This window comes from Burkholderia multivorans ATCC BAA-247 (assembly GCF_000959525.1).
Lineage (GTDB): Bacteria > Pseudomonadota > Gammaproteobacteria > Burkholderiales > Burkholderiaceae > Burkholderia > Burkholderia multivorans.
The window spans coordinates 644,006-662,447 of sequence record NZ_CP009831.1 but is presented as its reverse complement, the minus strand read 5'-3'; the positions used below and the strand labels follow the sequence as shown (position 1 = coordinate 662,447).

Annotated in this window: 12 protein-coding genes and 1 riboswitch; of the genes, 1 reads left to right on the top strand and 11 read right to left on the bottom strand. The window is 69.4% G+C overall.

Annotated features, from left to right (window positions below):
* The first annotated feature begins 417 nt into the window (after positions 1 to 417).
* Positions 418 to 2,280, top strand: a complete 1,863-nt coding sequence (locus tag NP80_RS05245; RefSeq protein WP_045593508.1) for an ABC transporter ATP-binding protein — start codon at positions 418 to 420, stop codon at positions 2,278 to 2,280.
* Positions 2,281 to 2,399: 119 nt separating this feature from the next.
* On the opposite strand, the gene NP80_RS05240 is transcribed toward NP80_RS05245, so the two are convergent.
* The 11 genes from NP80_RS05240 to NP80_RS05190 all read right to left on the bottom strand — a co-directional run bounded on the left by NP80_RS05240 (position 2,400) and on the right by NP80_RS05190 (position 18,184).
* On the bottom strand, positions 2,400 to 3,641 hold the full coding sequence (locus tag NP80_RS05240; RefSeq protein WP_045593163.1) for a voltage-gated chloride channel family protein: 1,242 nt from the start codon (positions 3,639 to 3,641) through the stop codon (positions 2,400 to 2,402).
* Positions 3,642 to 3,718: 77 nt separating this feature from the next.
* Positions 3,719 to 3,825: riboswitch (Fluoride riboswitch) on the bottom strand.
* A 70-nt stretch (positions 3,826 to 3,895) separates the two neighbouring features.
* On the bottom strand, positions 3,896 to 4,921 hold the full coding sequence (cheB, locus tag NP80_RS05235) for a chemotaxis response regulator protein-glutamate methylesterase (RefSeq protein ID WP_045593160.1): 1,026 nt from the start codon (positions 4,919 to 4,921) through the stop codon (positions 3,896 to 3,898).
* Positions 4,918 to 7,218 (bottom strand): hybrid sensor histidine kinase/response regulator, encoded by a 2,301-nt coding sequence (locus tag NP80_RS05230; RefSeq protein WP_045593157.1) that lies wholly within the window; start codon positions 7,216 to 7,218, stop codon positions 4,918 to 4,920. The genes cheB and NP80_RS05230 overlap by 4 nt, the downstream gene beginning before the upstream one ends.
* Positions 7,215 to 7,958 carry a chemotaxis protein CheW gene (locus NP80_RS05225; RefSeq protein ID WP_006411564.1) on the bottom strand — a complete coding sequence of 248 codons (744 nt, stop codon included), beginning with the start codon at positions 7,956 to 7,958 and terminating at the stop codon, positions 7,215 to 7,217. Before NP80_RS05225 ends, NP80_RS05230 begins: the two co-directional genes overlap by 4 nt.
* Positions 7,959 to 8,004: 46 nt before the next feature.
* Positions 8,005 to 9,444: a CheR family methyltransferase gene (locus NP80_RS05220; protein ID WP_045593154.1), complete on the bottom strand. Its 1,440-nt coding sequence runs from the start codon at positions 9,442 to 9,444 to the stop codon at positions 8,005 to 8,007.
* Positions 9,441 to 9,953: a chemotaxis protein CheW gene (locus NP80_RS05215; protein ID WP_006411379.1), complete on the bottom strand. Its 513-nt coding sequence runs from the start codon at positions 9,951 to 9,953 to the stop codon at positions 9,441 to 9,443. The genes NP80_RS05220 and NP80_RS05215 overlap by 4 nt, the downstream gene beginning before the upstream one ends.
* A complete protein-coding gene (locus tag NP80_RS05210) occupies positions 9,950 to 11,626 on the bottom strand; it encodes a methyl-accepting chemotaxis protein (protein ID WP_006404210.1) in 1,677 nt (558 codons plus the stop codon). Before NP80_RS05210 ends, NP80_RS05215 begins: the two co-directional genes overlap by 4 nt.
* A gap of 117 nt (positions 11,627 to 11,743) precedes the next feature.
* Positions 11,744 to 12,877 (bottom strand): hybrid sensor histidine kinase/response regulator, encoded by a 1,134-nt coding sequence (locus NP80_RS05205; protein ID WP_006404211.1) that lies wholly within the window; start codon positions 12,875 to 12,877, stop codon positions 11,744 to 11,746.
* A gap of 420 nt (positions 12,878 to 13,297) precedes the next feature.
* Entirely contained in the window at positions 13,298 to 14,881 is a 1,584-nt protein-coding gene (locus tag NP80_RS05200; protein WP_006404213.1) for a Na+/H+ antiporter, read from the bottom strand.
* 200 nt (positions 14,882 to 15,081) lie between these two features.
* On the bottom strand, positions 15,082 to 16,515 hold the full coding sequence (locus NP80_RS05195; RefSeq protein WP_006404214.1) for an aldehyde dehydrogenase family protein: 1,434 nt from the start codon (positions 16,513 to 16,515) through the stop codon (positions 15,082 to 15,084).
* 28 nt (positions 16,516 to 16,543) lie between these two features.
* Positions 16,544 to 18,184 carry an acetolactate synthase large subunit gene (locus NP80_RS05190; protein ID WP_006398015.1) on the bottom strand — a complete coding sequence of 547 codons (1,641 nt, stop codon included), beginning with the start codon at positions 18,182 to 18,184 and terminating at the stop codon, positions 16,544 to 16,546.
* Between the last annotated feature and the right edge of the window lie 258 nt (positions 18,185 to 18,442).

Below are 18,442 nucleotides of genomic sequence, written 5' to 3'. Positions count from 1 at the left end.
TCCGGGCGGAGCGCGCCACGTTGGCGCAGCGCGCCGCGCGATCCGCTGAAGCAGGGACAAAACCCCGAATATTAACCGTATCGACGTCGCAACAGCCGATTCGTCGGACGTTGCGACGGATCGGACAACGCTGATAGAATCGCGTTACGTCTTTTCGGCGTCCTTTCAACCGTTCACTTCAGGGAGGTGCAGATGTTCCGAATGCCAGCCGCCTTCCCGAACGTGGTCTCACGGCACCGCTGATTCAGCGCGCCGTCCGCGCCGGCTCCCGGATGTTTCGCTAGTCCGCCTGCCCGCGCACTGTCCCGACAGCCCCGTTTTCCGTTTCGCCGCGCGATGCACGCGGTTCCGGCTGTTGCGTTTTCGACGTTCTCCGAACCGGAAAGTCCCGTCGCGCGATGCGCCGGGCAACAATACATGACCAGAAAAACCACCCATCTGGGCGGCCACGCATTCCGGGCCGTCTTCGGCTTCACTTTCCGCTATTGGCGCCGGCAGCCGGCGCGCATCGCCGTCGTCGCGTCGTTCGCGCTGCTCGCCGCGCTCGCCGACGTGCTCACGCCGCTGTTCGCCGGCCGGCTCGTCGACGCGCTGTCGGCCGGCCTCGCCGACCGCGCGGCCGCCTGGCATGCGGCGCTCGTCGCGTTCGGCACGCTCGCCGCGCTCGGCATCGGCGCGACGCTGCTGCGCCAGGGCGTCTATCTGAACATCATCACGCTGACGCTGAAGATGATGAGCGAGATCGCCGCCGCGTCGTTCCATCGCGTGCAGCGCTTCTCGACCGACTGGCACGCGAACAGCTTCGCCGGCTCGACCGTGCGCAAGATCACGCGCGGCATCTGGGCGCTCGACCTGCTGAACGACACCGTGCTGATCGCGCTGCTGCCGTCGGTGACGATGCTCGTCGGCGCGACCGTGCTGCTCGGCACGCACTGGCCGGTGATGGGGCTCGTCGTCGGCGCGGGTTCGCTGCTGTACATCACGGTGACGGTCGCCGTGTCGCTCGGCATCGTCGCGCCGGCCGCGCGGCTCGGCAACCTCTGGGACACGCGGATGGGCGGTGCGCTCGCCGATGCGGTCAGCTGCAACGCCGTCGTCAAGGCGTTCGGCGCGGAAACGCGCGAGGAAGCGCGGCTCGCGCGCGTGATCGGCAAGTGGCGGCAGCGCACGCGCCGCACGTGGGTGCGCGGCACGCTGAACGGCGGGCTGCAGGGCGCGATGCTCGTCGCGATGCAGGCCGCGATGATCGGCGTCGCGCTGCGGCTGTGGGCGAACGACGAAGCGAGCGTCGGCGACATCGCGTTCGCGCTGACGATGTTCTTCATGCTGCAGGGCTATCTGCGCGATGTCGGCATGCATATCCGCAACCTGCAGCGGTCGGTCAACGACATGGAAGAGCTCGTCGCGCTCGAACGTCAGCCGCTCGGCATCGAGGATCGGCCGAACGCGCCCGCGATCCGCATCGGCGAAGGCGAGATCCGCTTCGAGCACGTGACGTTCCGCTACGACAATCATCCGGAGCCGCTGTACGACGACTTCTCGATGCGCATCGCGCCGGGCGAGCGCGTGGGCCTCGTCGGCCATTCGGGATCGGGCAAGACGACGTTCATCAAGCTGATCCAGCGGCTCTATGACGTGTCGGGCGGACGCATCGTGATCGACGGACAGGACATCGCGCAGGTGCGCCAGGATTCGCTGCGCAGCCAGATCGCGATCGTCCAGCAGGAGCCGGTGCTGTTTCACCGCACGCTCGCGGAGAACATCGCGTATGCGCGTCCCGACGCGAGCCGCGCCGATATCGAGCGCGCGGCGCGGCTGGCCAGCGCGCACGATTTCATCGCCGCGCTGCCGGACGGCTACGACACGCTCGTCGGCGAACGCGGCATCAAGCTGTCGGGCGGCGAGCGTCAGCGCGTCGCGATCGCGCGCGCGTTCCTCGCCGACGCGCCGATCCTGATTCTCGACGAAGCGACGTCGAGCCTCGACAGCGAAAGCGAAGTGCTGATCCAGCAGGCGATGGAGCGGCTGATGGTCGGCCGCACGACGCTCGTCGTCGCGCACCGGCTATCGACCGTGCGCGCGCTCGACCGGCTGCTCGTACTCGATCGCGGCAAGGTGATCGAGGAAGGCAGCCACGACGCGCTGATCCGCATCGACGGCGGCGTTTACCGTCGGCTGTTCGAACGGCAGGCGCTCGAGCTCGCGAAGGGGCTGGCCGATCCGCCGCGGCGCGTCGCCGACGACAAAGCCGGACCGCTCGGCCAACGGGCGACTGCGTGATGGAATGCGCGATGCGACGCGGGGGAACCGTGTCGCATCGCATCGCATCGCGTCGTGTCGTGTCGCGACGCGCTGCATCGCGTCGGACCGCAGGCGGGGCCGCGCCCCGCCGCGCCACGTCACTCCTGTCCCGCCTGCGCCCCCTTCCCGACCGCGACGCGCTGCGCGCGATAGATGCCCGCATGCCCGGAAAACAGATACGCGACGACACAGGCGACGATCGCATACACGCCGATATCCGCGCCGAACAGTTCGATCGCCATGATCGTCGACGCGATCGGCGTATTCGCCGCGCCCGCGAACACCGCGACGAAGCCGAGCGCCGCGAGCACCGGCACCGGGAGCGCAAGCACGTGCCCGAGCGCGTTGCCGAGCGTCGCGCCGATATAGAACAGCGGCGTCACTTCGCCGCCCTTGAAGCCCGACGCGAGCGTGACGACGGTAAACGCGAACTTGCCCGCGAAGTCGTACACGGGCAGCGGGCCGCGAAACGCGGCCTCGATCGTCGGAATGCCGAGACCCAGATACTGCGGCACGTTCAGCGCGGTCGCGGCGGCCGCCACCAGCACGCCGCCCAGCACCGGCTGCAGCGGCGCATAGCGGATCGCGCGCCGGAAGCCGGCCGCGAGCGCATGCGTCGCATGGGCGAACAGCCGCCCGACCGCGCCGAACGCGATGCCGGCCAGGACGGTCGCAGCGAGCCCGGCCGCCGAGACGGCCGGCACGAACGGCACCGCATAGACGGTGTGATGCACGCCCCACGCGCGGCACACGACGTCCGCGACGATCGCCGACGCGACGCAGGCGAGCAGCGCGTCGTAGCGCAGCCGGCCGATCGCGAGCACTTCGAGCCCGAACACCGCGCCCGCGAGCGGCGTGCCGAACACCGACGAAAAGCCGGCCGCGATCCCGCCCATCAGCAGCACGCGCCGATGCTCGCGATCGAGCCGAAACGCGTGCGTGACGCGATCGGCCAGCGCGCCGCCCATCTGCACGGCGGTGCCCTCGCGGCCGGCGGAGCCGCCGAACAGATGCGTGACGACGGTCGCGGCGAGCACGAGCGGCGCCATCCGCTTCGGCACGAGCGCCTTCGGATCGTGAATCTCGTCGATCAGCAGATTGTTGCCACGCGCCACCGGCTGGCCGAAGCGATGGTAGACCCAGCCGGTCGCGAAGCCGGCCGCGGGCAATCCCCAGAGCAGCCACGGATGCGCGACGCGCGTACCGGTCGCCCAGTCGAGCGCGATCAGGAACAGGGCGGAAGCCGACCCGGCGAGCGCACCGAGCAGGATCGACAGCGCGAGCCAGCGGCAGACGTAGCGCACCGTCGCGAAAAAATCGGCAGAAGTCGAGAAAAACATGGTTTCCAGATTCGACAGGACATCAAACCCGGGCGGCAGAACACCGCGTGGACGGCCTGCGACCTCCTGACACCCAGGAACACGCAGGCATCATCAGCCGGACGAACCGGCGGTTGAGCAGCGGATCGGCGCGCACGATGCGCGGAAAACCGCCGCACGGAGGCATGCCATCTCCGCAAGGCGGCCATTGTACGCGACGCCGTCCCGCGCACGCAACGCGCTGCGCGCGCTGCGACCGCACCGCGCGGCCCGCCTCACGGACGCGCGGCGCGGCGCGCGACGCGCGCGATCAACTGCGGCGCAATCCGGTCGAGCGGCAGGATCGCCGATGCCGCGCCGATCGCGGCGGCCGCCTTCGGCATCCCGTACACGGCGCTCGTCGCTTCGTCCTGCGCGATCGTATAGCAGCCCTTCGCGCGCATCGCCTTGAGCCCGAGCGCACCGTCGCGGCCCATGCCGGTCAGCAGCACGCCGAGCGCGTCGCCGCGCCAGCGCTCGGCGACGCTGTCGAAGAACACGTCGATCGACGGCCGATACGGCGTCTCGGCCGGTTCGCGCGTGTAGCCGAGCACGCCGCGCGACGACAGACACAGATGATCGTTGGTCGCCGCGAGCAGCACCTCGCCGGCGCGCGGCGTACAGCCGTGCCGCGCGACGCGCACCGGCAGCCGCGTGTGGCCGTCGAGCCATTCGGCCATGCCGAGCGCGAACGCCTGGTCGACGTGCTGGACGATCACGATCGCGGCCGGGAAATCGGCGGGCAGCGTCCGCAGCAGCGTGGCGAGCGCGGTCGGGCCGCCGGCCGACGCGCCGATCGCGACGAGCGTCGGCTGACGCTGCGCGCCCACCGGCGGCCGGAGCGGCACGAACGCCGGTGCGCGGCTATCGAGCAGCCGGCCGATCTGGTCGATCTTCGCGAGCAGCGGCTGCGGCGGCGCATCGGCCGAGAGCCCGAGCGCGAGCGTCGGCGTGTCGACGGCGTCGAGCGCGCCCGCGCCCATCGCCTCGTAGACCGACGACGTATTCGCGCTGACGCTCGCGGTGACGATCAGGATCGCGCATGGCGCACGCGCCATGATGGCGCGCGTCGCGGCGACGCCGTCGAGCCGCGGCATCACGAGATCCATCAGCACGAGATCGGGCGGGTGCGCGACGCAGAAATCGACGGCCTCGTCGCCGTCCGCCGCGACCCACAGCACGCGATGATCGGGCCGCTGCGCGAGCACGCGGCGCAGTGCCTCGACCGCGAGCGGCAGATCGTTGACGATGCCGATGTTCATCCGCGCGCATCCCCGATCAGGTCGTGCACCGCGTCGAGCAGCGCCTCGTCGTGGAAGCTGCTCTTCGCGAGGTAGTAGTCGGCGCCGGCGTCGAGCCCGCGACGGCGATCCTCGTCGCGGTCCTTGTACGACACGATCATGACCGGCACGCGCTGCAGCAGCGGATCGTTCTTGATCAGCGTGACGAGCTCGATGCCGTCCATCCGCGGCATGTCGACGTCGGTCACGACGAGATCGAACGCTTCGCCGCGCACCGCGTTCCAGCCGTCCATTCCGTCGACGGCGACGGTCACGTCGTAGCCGCGCTTCTCGAGCAGCTTGCGCTCGAGTTCGCGCACGGTCAGCGAATCGTCGACGACCAGCACGCGGCGGCGGCGATCCGCGTACGCGAGCTGCGGATCGCGCGTGAGCTTCGCGAGCTGCCCGCCGCGCACGAGCTTGTCGACCGAGCGAATCAGATCCTCGACGTCGACGATCAGCACCGGATCGCCGTTCTCGAGCAGCGCGCCGGCCGCGATGTTCTGGATCTTGTGCAGGCGGCTATCGAGCGGCTGCACGACCAGCATGCGCTCGCCGAGGAAGCGGTCGACCGCGACGCCGTACAGCTCCGGCTCGCCGCCGATCACGACGACCGCCGTGCTCGCGCGCGACGCGTCCGGCTCGCCCGCATCGAGCAGCTGATGCGCGGCGACGAGCCCTGCGCGCCGGCCGTCGAAGGGGAAATGCGGCTGCCCTTCGAGCACGTCGATGTCCTCGTGCGCGAGTTCGAGCGTGCGCCGCACGTGTGCGAGCGGGAACGCGTACGGTTCGCCGCCGACCTCGACCAGCAGGCTGCGGATCACCGACAGCGTGAGCGGCAGCTGCAGCACGAAGCGCATGCCCGCGCCCGGCTCGTTGAAGATGCGCACCGCACCGCGCACGCTGCGCACCATTTCCTGCACGGCGTCGAGGCCGACGCCGCGGCCCGACACGTCGGTCACCGCGTCGCGCATCGAAAAGCCGGGCAGCAGCAGAAATTCGAGCAGCTCGGGGTCGGACAGCCGCGCGGCCGTCTCGTCGTCGGTCAGATGCTGGCGCACGATGGCCGCGCGCAGCGCGTCCATGTCGACGCCCGGGCCGTCGTCGATCACGCTGACGAGCAGCGACCCCGCGCTATGGCGCGCCTCGAGCGTGACGCTCGCCTCGGCCGGCTTGCCGCGCGCGCGCCGCACCTCGGGCGACTCGACGCCGTGGTCGATCGCATTGCGCAGCAGATGGCCGAGCGGCGCGTCGAGCAGGTCGAGGATGTCGCGGTCGACCTGCGTGGCTTCGCCGACGATCGAGAACCGCACCTGCTTGCCGAGCGAGCGTGCGAGATCGCGGACGATGCGCGGATACGCGCGCGTCGCGTCTCCGAACGGCCGCATCCGGCACTGCAGCGCCTCGTCGTACAGCTGCTCCGCGATGTGCGTGCTGCGTCGCTCGAAGCGGTCGAACTCGTCCATCCGCTCGGCGAACGAACGCTGCAGATCGTTCAGCATGTGCCGCACTTCGTTCATCGACGCGAGCACGCCCGCGTCGAGCTCGTCCGCGAACTGCTCGTACACGAGGTCCAGCGCGCGCGCGGCATCGCGCTGCGCGCGCTTCACGCGCAGCATCGACTCGGCGAACGGCTTGAGCCAACGCGATTCGACGAGCGACTCGCCCGACAGGCTCAGCAGCCGGTCCAGCGTATCGGCGCGAACGCGGCGCATCGCACCGGCGCCGGCCGTGCGGTTCGCCTGCGCGGGCTCGGCCGCCGCGCGCGGCACGCCCGGCGGCGGCACCGCGATCGACGCGCCGGCCGGCTCGTTCGCGGCCGCGTCGTGCTCGCGCGACGCGACGACGGGCGGCGTCGGCGCCGCGGCGGGCATCCGCATCGTGTGCGCGCCGTCGGCGCCGGTCAGCGCTGCCGCGAATGCGTCGATCTCGGCGGGCGACACGGGCGCCGCATGCGGATCGCCGACGCGCACCAGCAGATCGACGCCGGCCAGCAGCACGTCGACGTGCGCGGCGCTCAGCGTGATCGTGCCGGCCTGCGCGGCGACGAAGCACTCTTCCATCCGTCCCGCGATGTCGACGCCGAGCGGCACGCCGACGATACGCGCGGCGCCCTTCAGCGAATGCGCGGCGCGCATGCAGGCCTCGAGCGCGGCCGCGTCGGGCTCGCCGGCTTCGAGCGCGAGCAGGCGTTCGGACAGCGCCTGCGTCTGCGTGCGCGTTTCCTCGCGATAGAGTTCGAGCAGCGACAGGTGGCTCAGATCGTCGTCGTTGCTCATCGCATGCTCCGCGTGACGGCGTCGAACAGCCGATCGTCGTCGAGCAGGCCGACGGACTTGCCGCGCCACGACAGCACGCCGCGCGACAGGCCCGCGCTCGCGCGGCCGACCGTCGCCGGTACGGGCACCCAGTCCGATGCGCCGAAGCGCAGCACGCCTTCGACTTCGTCGACCGGGAATACGACCGGCTCGCCGTGATGCGCGGCGACGAGCAGCCGCGTAAAGCGCCCATCGGTGCGGCCGTCGGTGCGGCCATCGGTACGGCCGTCGCCGCGGCTGCGCTCGGCGCCGCCGGCATCGAGGCCGAGCAGCGCGCCGATCGAGATCGCGATGCGCAGCGTGCCGCGAACGTTCACGACGCCGCGCACGGCCGGATGACGGCGGTGCGGCAGCGAATGGATCGGCCGCGTGCCGGCGATCTCGCGCAGCACGCGAATCGGCAGCGCGAGCCATTCGTCGGCGACGCGAAACGCGAGCGCCGCGTCGCGCGTGTCGGCGCCGTCGCGCGGCGCATGCGCGACGTCGGACGCGCGCATCCGCTGCGCGGCCTCGGCCATCTCCGCGCGGCCGAGCGGACGCTCGAGCAGTTTCGCCGCGTGATACGCGTAGACCGGACAGTTCAGGCAACGCAGGCAGTCGGCGAGCCGCTCGCACGAGCGATCGCCGAGCGTGCCGATCCGGTTCCAGCAATCGTCGACGTCGATCGTCGTGTCGTCAGTGGCAGCGGCGTCGCGGTTCATTGTTTCCCCTGGTCATCGGGTATCGGTCTCCGAACCCGTATTCGTTTTAGCCGGCCGAGCGCCGCGCGCGCTCGAGCAGCCATTGCGCGCCGGCGCGATCGCCGCCCGCGTCGAGCAGCGTCGCGAGATGCGTCAGCGCCTCGTGATGCGTCGGCCTCAGATACAGCGCCTTCCGGTAGAAGTCGCTCGCGTCGGCCGCGCGGCCGCGCGCGTCGGCGATCAGCCCGAGCAGGTAGAACGCGTCCGCATGCGGGCCGACGCGCGCGGAAAACTGCGCGAGCACGCGCTCGGCCTCGTCGAACGCGCCCGCATTCGCGAGCGCCTGCGCATCCTCGAGCGTCGGCGTGTGCGCGTCGTCGGCCGGCGTGTCGGTCACGGGCATCGCCGCAACCGGCCGCGCCGGCGCGGGCAAGTCCGCCGCGCGCGGGCGGGCGACGGCCGGCCCGTCCGCCATCGCCGTGTCGACATCGACCGCATGTACGGCCGCCAAGCCGCCGATCGGTACGGCCGGCGCCGCGAACGCGAGCGGCGCCGGCTCGCTCCAGGCGGACGGCGCGGGTGCAAAACGCTCCGCGCGGCGATACGGCGCGGCCGCCGGCATCGGCATTGTGCGCCGCGTTGCGCAGCCGTCCGCGGCGGCGCCCGAACGTTCGCGATGAAACGCGAACGCGAGCGGAATCCGCGCGGAACGCATGCCGTGCCGCATCGCGACGCCCGTTTCGGCAGGCCCGACGAACAGCATCCCGTCCTCGGTCATGCACGCGTCGAGCGAACGGATCACCCGATCCTGCACCTCGCGATCGAAATAGATCAGCACGTTGCGGCAGAACACGAAGTCGTAGCGGATGCCGGTGTCCGTCAACGGCTCGACGAGATTGGCCTGACGAAACTGCACGCACGCGCGCACGCGCTCGTCGAGCAGCCAGCCGTCCGCGGCCGGCGTGAAATAGCGCGCACGGAAGTCGGTCGACGTGCCGCGAAACGCGTTGCGGCCATAGCTGCCGGCGCGCGCATGCTCGATCGCACGCGCGCTCAGATCGATCGCGTCGATCGCGAAGTCGTCGGGTTCGAGGCCAGCGTCGAGCAGCGCCATCGCGACCGAATACGGTTCCTCGCCGGTCGAGCACGGCGCGCTCAACACGCGCACGACGCGCGACGGCGACGCGGCGACGCGCTGCACCGCGAGCCGCGCGACGGTCGCGAACGCCTCGCGATCGCGGAAGAACCACGTCTCCGGCACGACGAACAGCTCGATCAGCGCGCGCCGCTCGTCGGCGCAGCCGTTGAGCCGCTGCCAGTACGCGTCAAGCGCCTCGGGCGTCACGGGCGGCCGCACCGACGACGGCAGCCGTTCGCCGTCCGCCGCCAGCAATGCGTGCACGCGCTCGGTCACGGCGCGGATCAGGAAGTCGTTGCCGAGCGAATCGGGGTCGATGCCCGTCTCGCGCAGCAGCCAGCCGCGAAAGCGCGAATCGAAATCTCTCATGCGGAGTCCCCCTCGCGGCCCGACAGGCCGTCGAACAGATGCAGGCGCGCGACGTCGTCGAGCAGATCGGCGACGGACACGAGCTGCACGATGCCGTCGCGCGTGCTCGCGACGCTGCCGAGCCAGCGCGTGCGCGGCGTCGCCATGCCGCTGGCGCGAAACGCCGCGCGGTCGATCCGCATCGTCTGCGTCGCGCGCTCGACGATCAGCCCGACGCGGCGCCCGCCATCGGCCGCCGCGCCGCGATAGCGGACCATCACGAGCCGCGTCGAGCGCAGCGCATGCGCGCGCCGCCCGAGCGCGAGCATCGGCACGTCGATCACCGGCACCGGCTCGCCGTCGTGGATCAGCAGCCCGGCGATCCAGTCCGGCGCGCCCGGTACGGCCTTCGCGGTCGCGAGCGGCAGCACCGCGTCGATGCCGGCCGCGTCGAGCGCGTAGCGTTCGCCGTCGAGCTCGAACATCAGGAACAGCGCGTGTGCGCCGCTCTGCGATTCCGCGCGCGTCACGCGTCGACCTTGAAGCGCGACACGCTCGTGCGCAGCTGGTTTGCGACGAGCGTCAGGTCGTCGATCGCCTGCGACGACTGACGCAGCGACTCGGCCGTCTGCTGCGCGGCCTCCGACAGCTGCGACAGCGCCTGCGTGATCTGCTCGGCGCCGTTCGCCTGCGTCTGCATGCCTTCGTTGACCATCTGGAAGCGCGGCGCGAGCGTCTGCACTTCGGCGATGATCTGCGACAGCTGTCCGCCGACCTGCTGCACGTCGAGCATCCCGCGCCGCACTTCTTCGGAGAACTTGTCCATCCCCATCACGCCGGCCGACACCGCCGACTGGATTTCCTTCACCGTCTGCTCGATGTCGTAGGTCGCGACCGCGGTCTGGTCGGCCAGGCGCCGAATCTCGGTCGCGACGACCGCGAAGCCGCGCCCGTATTCGCCGGCCTTCTCCGCTTCGATCGCCGCGTTCAGCGACAGCAGGTTCGTCTGATCGGCGACCTTGGTGATCGTCGCGACGACCTGGTTGATGTTGAGCGCCTTCTCGTTGAGGATCGCGAGCTTCGCGTTCACCGAGCCGGCCGCGTCCATCACGCTGCGCATCGTCTCGCCCATCCGCGTGAGCCCGCTCTGGCTCACGCCCGCGAGCGTCGCCGACTGCTCGGCGACGCCGGCCACTTCGTTCATCGTGCGCAGCAGATCGCGCGACGTCGCGAAGATCTCGCGCGACGTCGCGCCGATCTCGGTCGTGGTCGCTGCCGTCTCGTTCGCGGTCGCCTGCTGCTCGCGCGACGTCGCGGCGATCTCGGCCACCGACGTCGTCACCTGCAGCGACGACTGCTGCGCGCGCGCGACGAGCTCCGTCAGCTCGTCCGCCATCCGGTTGAAACCGGTCTCGAGCGTGCCGAACTCGTCGCGCCGCTTCAGGTTCAGGCGCTGCGTCAGATTGCCGGTGCGCATCACGTCGTGCACCTCGACGAGCCGCGCCATCGGCACGGTGATCGTCCGGTACAGGCCGTAGCCGAGCGCGAGCGCGGACAGCAGCACGATCCCGAGCGCGGCCGCGAGCACGATCTCGGTGTCCTGCACCGAGTTGCGGATCTGCTTGGCCGATTCGTCCGCGAACTTGCGGTTCTCCTGCACGAGCGTATTGGCGTAGCGGACCGTCTCCGTCCATGCCGGCAGCACCTTCGCGTAGGCGGCGACCGCATCGTCGCGCGACAGCCGGCTTTTCTGCGCGGCGTCGTTCAGCAGCGGCAGATAACGGTCGTACGCCGCGCGGAAGGTGACGAAGCGCGCGCGATCGTCGTCGCGGAACGTCGTGGCCTGATAGTCGGCCGACAGCGTGTCGATCTGCTTCGTCGCGTCGGCGACGCGCGCGAGATCGCGATGCACGGATTCGCTATCCGTATCGACGAAGGTCGCCTGCTGCAGCGCCATGAACGTCTCGTTGACGGAGCCGCGCAGCGACGCCGCGAGATAGACGCCGGGCAGCGAGTCGCGCTCGATGCTGACGGCTTCCGTGTTGATCGCGCGCAGGCGCTCGTAAGACACGCCGGCAGTCACGAGCATCAGCACGAACAGCACGCCGAAGCTGAGCAGGATGCGGTTGCCGAGCGTCAGCCGCACGGCGCCGATCGTCGGGGGCAGGCTTTCATTGGTCGCGCGGGGCGTCACGGTGGCCATGTTGGTTATGGGCTTTCTGATAACTGCGTTGAAAAAAATCCGCGCTCGCCGGCGCGCCGCTGGGCACGCCGGGAACGCATCGGGGTCGGCACGGCATCGGCAGGCCGCGCCCGTCCATCACCGCTGCGCTTGCGCAGGCAGGCGCAGCGCGACCATGAAGCCGCGCGCCGAATTGCGCATCAGGATCTGGCCGCGATGCCGCGCGGCGGTCGCGCGCACGAACGCGAGCCCGAGCCCGAATCCGCTGCGCGCGGCGCCGTGCGCAGATTCGAGCCGCACGAACGACTCGGTCGCGGCCGCGCGCTGCTCGGGCGCGATGCCGCGGCCGGCGTCCTCGACGCCGATCAGCCACGCGCCGTCGTCGGCCGCGAGCGTGCAGTGCACGTCGGTGCCGGCCGGACCGTATTTCAGCGCGTTGTCGATCAGGTTCGCGACCGCGCGCGTCAGCATCATGCGATCGCCCATCGTCACGCAATCCGTGTCGGGCACGTGCGCGACGACGCGGCTGCCGAAGCCGTTCGCCTTCTCCCACAACTGGTCGGCCGCATCGAGCACGATCTCGTTGAGGCTCACGAGTTCGTGCGCGCGCCGTTCCGACTGCGCACGCGTCAGATGAATGAAGCCGTCGGCGAGCGCGAGCGCACGCCGCGCATGGCCGGCAATGCGTTCCATGATCGCCGGCATGTCGCCGTGCTCGGCGCGATAGACGTCGAGCAGCGCCAGAATCGAGGTCTGCGGCGAGCGCATGTCGTGCGACAGAAAGTCGAGCGCCTCGTCGCGCTGCCGCGACATCAGGTATGAATTCGAGTGATAGCGGATCCGCGCCGTCAGCTCCATCGCGTCCGGCAGCTTCACCAGATAGTCGTTCGCGCCGGCGATGAACGCTTCGCGCTTGACGATCGGCTCCTCCTTCGCCGACAGCACGATGATCGGCACGCGCGCCGTGTCGGCGTCCGCGCGCCACGCGCGCACGAGATCGAGCCCGTCGATCTCGGGCATCACGAGATCCTGCAGGATCACCGTGGGTTTCACGTCGCGCGCGACCGTCAGTGCCCGGTGCGCGTCGGTGCACACATGCAGGTCGATGTCGTGTTCGCTGCGCAGCGCGCGACGGATCACCTCGCCGACGAACGGCTGATCGTCGACGAGCAGCACCGATAAACCGGATTGGAGACAATCCGACGCGCTTTCACCGCTCGATTCTTTCATAAATACCGTTTCAAATGCCGAATCTCCAATCGATTCTTTCATATACGTTGTTTATCCGACCTGGACGCTATCTTATTTTTCGGACGGAAAATGCCGCCCGATTTCGCCAGCCTGGCCCGCCGGCCTTGGTGGACGGGGCTTTCGGTCGTCGATTTTCCCCGTCGACGCCCGTATTACCTCCGCACACTTTCTCTCAATAAACATAACCGGCTGATTCTAAATGAAATTAGAGCACAGCATCTATCTCGGAATGATTCAGCTTTGTCAAATGAGCGGAAGCAGTCGGAATCGAATAAATCGGATCATTTCCGGATCGCCGGCGCGCGTGTGCGGCGGGCGGTGCGACTGGGCGCACGGGCCGCCGTCGCGGGCGACCGACGAGCGCCCGGCACGCCACGCGGCGGGCGCGGCGCACGGGCGCCCCGAGGTCCAGCCGCAACGGCGCGTGCGTCCGAGGGCAAATCAGCCGCGCGCGTGATAGGCGGCCACTTCCTGCAGGTCGAGATCGCGTTCGAGCGCATGCAGCATCTCGTCGTGGATGCGGTCCGTGCGATGCAGGCGCAGCAGTTCCGCGCGACCGGCCGCGATCGCGGCCAGCACGACGTCGTAGTGCGCGGTGCGTGCGCTGGCGGGGAACTCGGGCTCGTCCTTCAGCCGCTCGGTCAGCGCCGCGCGGTACGTGTACTGTTCGAGCAGCCGCGGATGGATCACGACCCCGTTCTCGTCGCGCACGAGCGGCTGGATCGCCGCGAGCTGCGCGGCCTCGACGCGTGCCCACGCCTGCGGCTCGCTCAGGTGGTGCGCGGCGCGCTCGTGGCGCTGCGGCAGCCGCAGCAGCCGGATCAGCGGCCCGATCGTCGTGCCCTGCAGCAGTACCGTCACGAGAATCACCGCGAAGGCGGCGACGAGAATCACGTCGCGGCCCGGCATCGCGTCCGGCAACGACAGCGCGATCGCGAGCGTGACGACGCCACGCATCCCGGCCCAGCTCATCACGGTCGCCGCTTTCCAGTCGGGCCCGTCGCCGCGCCGCATGATGCCGCGCACCGGCCATTTCAGCGCTTCGACCGCATAGATCCAGACGAAGCGCGACAGCACGACCGCGGCCAGTACCGCGCCGACCGGCGGCAGCATCGTCGCGAGCACCTGGTCGAGGCCGCCGAGCCGCAGCATCGCGCCGCGCAGCGACAGGCCGATCAGCACGAACACGAGCGCCTCGAGCAGGAACACGATCACCTGCCAGAACGCCGTGCCGCGCGTGCGCACCGCCGCGGAAAACACCTCGTGCTGATGCCAGCCGACGATCATGCCGGCCGTGACGGTCGCGATCACGCCCGACACCTCGACCATTTCGCCCGCGATATAGGCGATCCAGCCGGCGAGCACCGCGACGGTGATCACGAGATAGTCGTCGTCGAGCAGCTTCAGGAACCACACGACGAGCCGGCCGATCACGAAGCCGACCACGACGCCGCCGAGCCCGAGCTCCGCGAAGCCGACCACCGCATGCTGCAGGCTGAACGCGCCGGTCAGCGCGGCGGCCACCGCGAAGCGGAACAGCACGAGCCCCGCCGCGTCGTTCAGCAGGCTTTCGCCTTCGAGCAGCACCATCAGCCGGCGCGGCAGCGCGACGCGCTCGAGCACCGCTTTCGCCGCCACCGCGTCGGGCGGCGAGACGATCGCGCCGAGCGCGAAACACGCGGCCCACGGCAGCGACGGCACGGCCCAGTGGACGGCAACGCCGACCGCGAACGTCGTGAACGCGACCGCGCCGATCGCGAGCAGCAGAATCCCGCCGACATTGCGCTTGAACTCCTGCCATACCGAGAAGTACGCGCCGTCCATCAGCAGCGGCGGCAGGAACACGACGAGCACGAGGTCGGGATCGAGGTTGATCGGCGGCAGGCCCGGAATGAACGCGATGCCGATGCCGCCGACCAGCAGCGCGGCCGCCGGCGGCAGCCGCAGCCGCTTCGCCGCGTATTCGAGCGCAACGATCGCAAGGAATGACAACAGAATCAGCTTGAATGCCGACACGGGGGACATGAATCGACCTCTCGAGGAAGGAACCGGCGGAACCGCCGGTGTCTTGGCCCGGGCGGTCGTTGCGCGCGATTACAACATGACCGCCGCGCGCAGTCGAGGTCGTTCGCCCCGCCGCGGGCGCGGGGCGCGGCCGCGCACGGAAAAACGGCACGCGGCCCGTCCCGCGGCCGGCGTGCCGTCGTCGAGGCGCGCAGCGTGCGTCAGCGACGCCGCACGACGAGCAGGCGCGGCTCGGTCATGTCCTCGATCGCGTAGCGGATCCCTTCGCGGCCGAGCCCCGAATCCTTCACGCCGCCGTACGGCATGTTGTCGACGCGGAACGACGGCACGTCGTTGATCACGACGCCGCCGACTTCGAGTTCGTCCCACGCCTGCTGCGTATGCGCGAGCGAATCGGTGAACACGCCGGCCTGCAGCCCGAAATCGCTGTCGTTGACGCGCGCGAGCGCGTCGTCGAAGCGGTCGAACTTCTCGAGGATCGCGATCGGCCCGAACGCCTCCTTCCGGTACAGGTCCTGGTCGCGGCCGACGTTTTCGAGCAGCGTCGCCTCGAACATCGCGCCGTCGACCTTGCCGCCCGCGACGATCTTCGCGCCGGCCGCCACGGCCGCGTCCATCCAGCCGGACAACCGCCGCGATTCGGACTCGGAAATCATCGGGCCGACGAATGTCGACGGATCCTTCGGATCGCCCATCTTCAGCGCGCGCGTCTTCGCGATCAGCTTGTCGCGCAACGCGTCGTAGATGTCCGCATGCGCGAGGATCCGCTGCACGCCGATGCAGCTCTGGCCGGACTGATAGAACGCGCCGAACGCGAGACGCTCGACCACATAGTCGAGCCGGTCGCGCTGGTCCGCGTCGACGATCGCGGCCGCGTTGCCGCCGAGCTCGAGCACCACTTTTTTCTTGCCGGCCTTCTCCTTCAGCGCCCAGCCGACGGCCGGCGAGCCCGTAAACGACAACAGCCGGAAACGGTCGTCGGTCGTGAACAGATCCGCGCCGTCGCGATGCGCGGGCAGCACCGAAAACGCGCCCTTCGGCAGATCGGTTTCCGCGAGCACTTCGCCGATGATCAGCGCGCCGACCGGCGTGCGGCTCGCGGGCTTCAGCACGAACGGGCAGCCGGCCGCGAGTGCGGGCGCGACCTTGTGTGCGGCCAGGTTCAGCGGAAAGTTGAACGGCGAGATGAACGAGCACGGACCGATCGGCACGCGCCGCGTATAGCCCGTATAGCCCTGCGCGCGCGCGGAGATCTCGAGGTTCAGCACTTCGCCGTCGATGCGCACCGCTTCCTCGGACGCGACGCGGAACGTGTCGATCAGTCGCGTGACTTCGCCTTTCGCGTCGTTGATCGGCTTGCCGGCCTCGATGCAGAGCGCTTCCGCCAGTTCGTCGAAGCGCTCGCGAAAGCGCGCGACGCAGTGGTCGAGCACGGCCTGCCGCTGGTACGCAGGCAGTTCGCGCATCGGCTTGGTCGCGTCGACAGCCGCGCCGATCGCCGCGTCGATCGCCTTCGCGTCGGCGAGCGCGACGCGCGTCGCGACCTTGCCGCTGTACTTGTCGGTGACTTCGAGATCGGTATTCGCGTAGACGGCCTCGTTGGCCAGGTAGTACGGATAGGTTTCCTTCAGCATGGAACGGCTCCTTCCGGTGAACGGGGATTCAGAGCTGCGCCGACAGCCGCTTGATCTCGCGGTTCAGCACGCGCTCGTTGTCGGAATAGTCGACCGGCACGTCGATCACGTGCACGCCCGGCGATGCGAAGCATTCGCGCAGCAGCGGCTCGAGCGCATCGGCCGATTCGACGCGATGGCCGTGTGCGCCGTAGCTCTGCGCATACGACACGAAGTCGGGATTCTTCAGCGTCATCGCGAAATCGGGGAAGTTCATGTTTTCCTGCTTCCAGCGGATCATGCCGAACGCGTCGTCGCGCAGGATCATCACGACGATGTCGAGCCCGAGGCGCACCGCCGTTTCGAGCTCCTGCGAGTTCATCATGAAGCCGCCGTCGCCGCACACGGCGATCACCTTGCGCTGCGGATGGACGATCTTCGTCGCGATCGCGGACGGCAGACCGGCGCCCATCGATGCGAGCGCGTTGTCGAGCAGCAGCGAGTTCGGCTCGTGCGCGCGCCAGTAGCGCGCGAACCAGATCTTGTACATGCCGTTGTCGAGACAGACGATACCGTCGACCGGCAGCGCGTTGTACAGATCGTTGACGATGCGCACCGGATACATCGGGAAGCGCGGATCGTGCTGGCCCTTCTGCAGGTGCGCGTCGAAATGTTCCTTGATCATCGCGAAGCGCTCGAAATCCCAGTGCGGCTGCGGCGCGATCGCTTCCTTCATCTGCCAGACGGCATTCGCGATGTCGCCGACGACTTCGATCTGCGGAAAATACACGGGGTCGACCTGCGCGCCGAGGAAGTTCACGTGAATCACGGTCTTGTCGTCCGCGCGCATGAAGAACGGCGGCTTCTCGATCACGTCGTGGCCGACGTTGATGATGCAGTCCGCATGCTCGATCGCGCGATGCACGAAATCGCCGTCGGACAATGTCGCATTGCCGAGCCACAGCGGATGCGTCTCGTCGATCACGCCCTTGCCCATCTGCGTCGTAAAGAACGGGATGCCCGTCTTGTCGACGAATTCGAGCAGCATCTTGCAGGTCGTCTTGCGGTTGCCGCCCGCGCCGATCATCAGCAGCGGATGGCGCGCGGCCTGGATCGCGTCGACGGCATGCGCGACCGCCTTCTGCTCGGCGATCGGCCGCCGGCTGAAGCTGCGCGGGATCGGCTTGCCGTCGCCTTCCTCGTGCGCGATGTCTTCCGGCAGCTCGAGGTGCGCGGCGCCCGGCCGCTCCTCCTCCGCGCGCCGGAACGCCTCGCGTACCGCCGACGGAATATTGCCGATCGACACGATCTGCCGCGTGAATTTGGTCAGCGGCTGCATCATGCCGACGACGTCGACGATCTGGAAGTGGCCCTGCTTGCTGGACTTGATCGGCTTCTGGCCCGTGATCATCAGCATCGGCATCCCGCCGAGCTGGGCATACGCGGCGGCCGTCACGAAGTTCGTCGCGCCGGGGCCGAGCGTCGCGAGACACACGCCGGTGCGGCCCGTCAGGCGGCCGTAGGTCGCGGCCATGAAGCCGGCCGCCTGTTCGTGCCGCGTCAGCACGAGCCGGATCTTCGAGCGCCGCAGCGATTCGAGCAGATCGAGGTTTTCTTCGCCGGGAATGCCGAACACGTACTCGACGCCCTCGGCCTCCAGCGCCTTCACGAACAGATCCGATGCTTTCATGGGGACTCTCGGTTGATGCCGCGCGCACGGCTTACGGGCGCGCGACGCTTGAGACGGCGCGCGCCGGCCTACGGCGCGCGAACGTATTACCTACCGGATACGAACCACGGGCACTGCCCGCCGCGCGGCGCGCGGCGGCGCCTCCCGATGGGAGGCGAACGGACCCGCCCGCGCGCGACACGCGGACGGCAAAGCCGTTTTCGATTGTAGACGCTATCTCGAAACGACGACGTCGACGCGAGCGGTACCGTCCCGCAC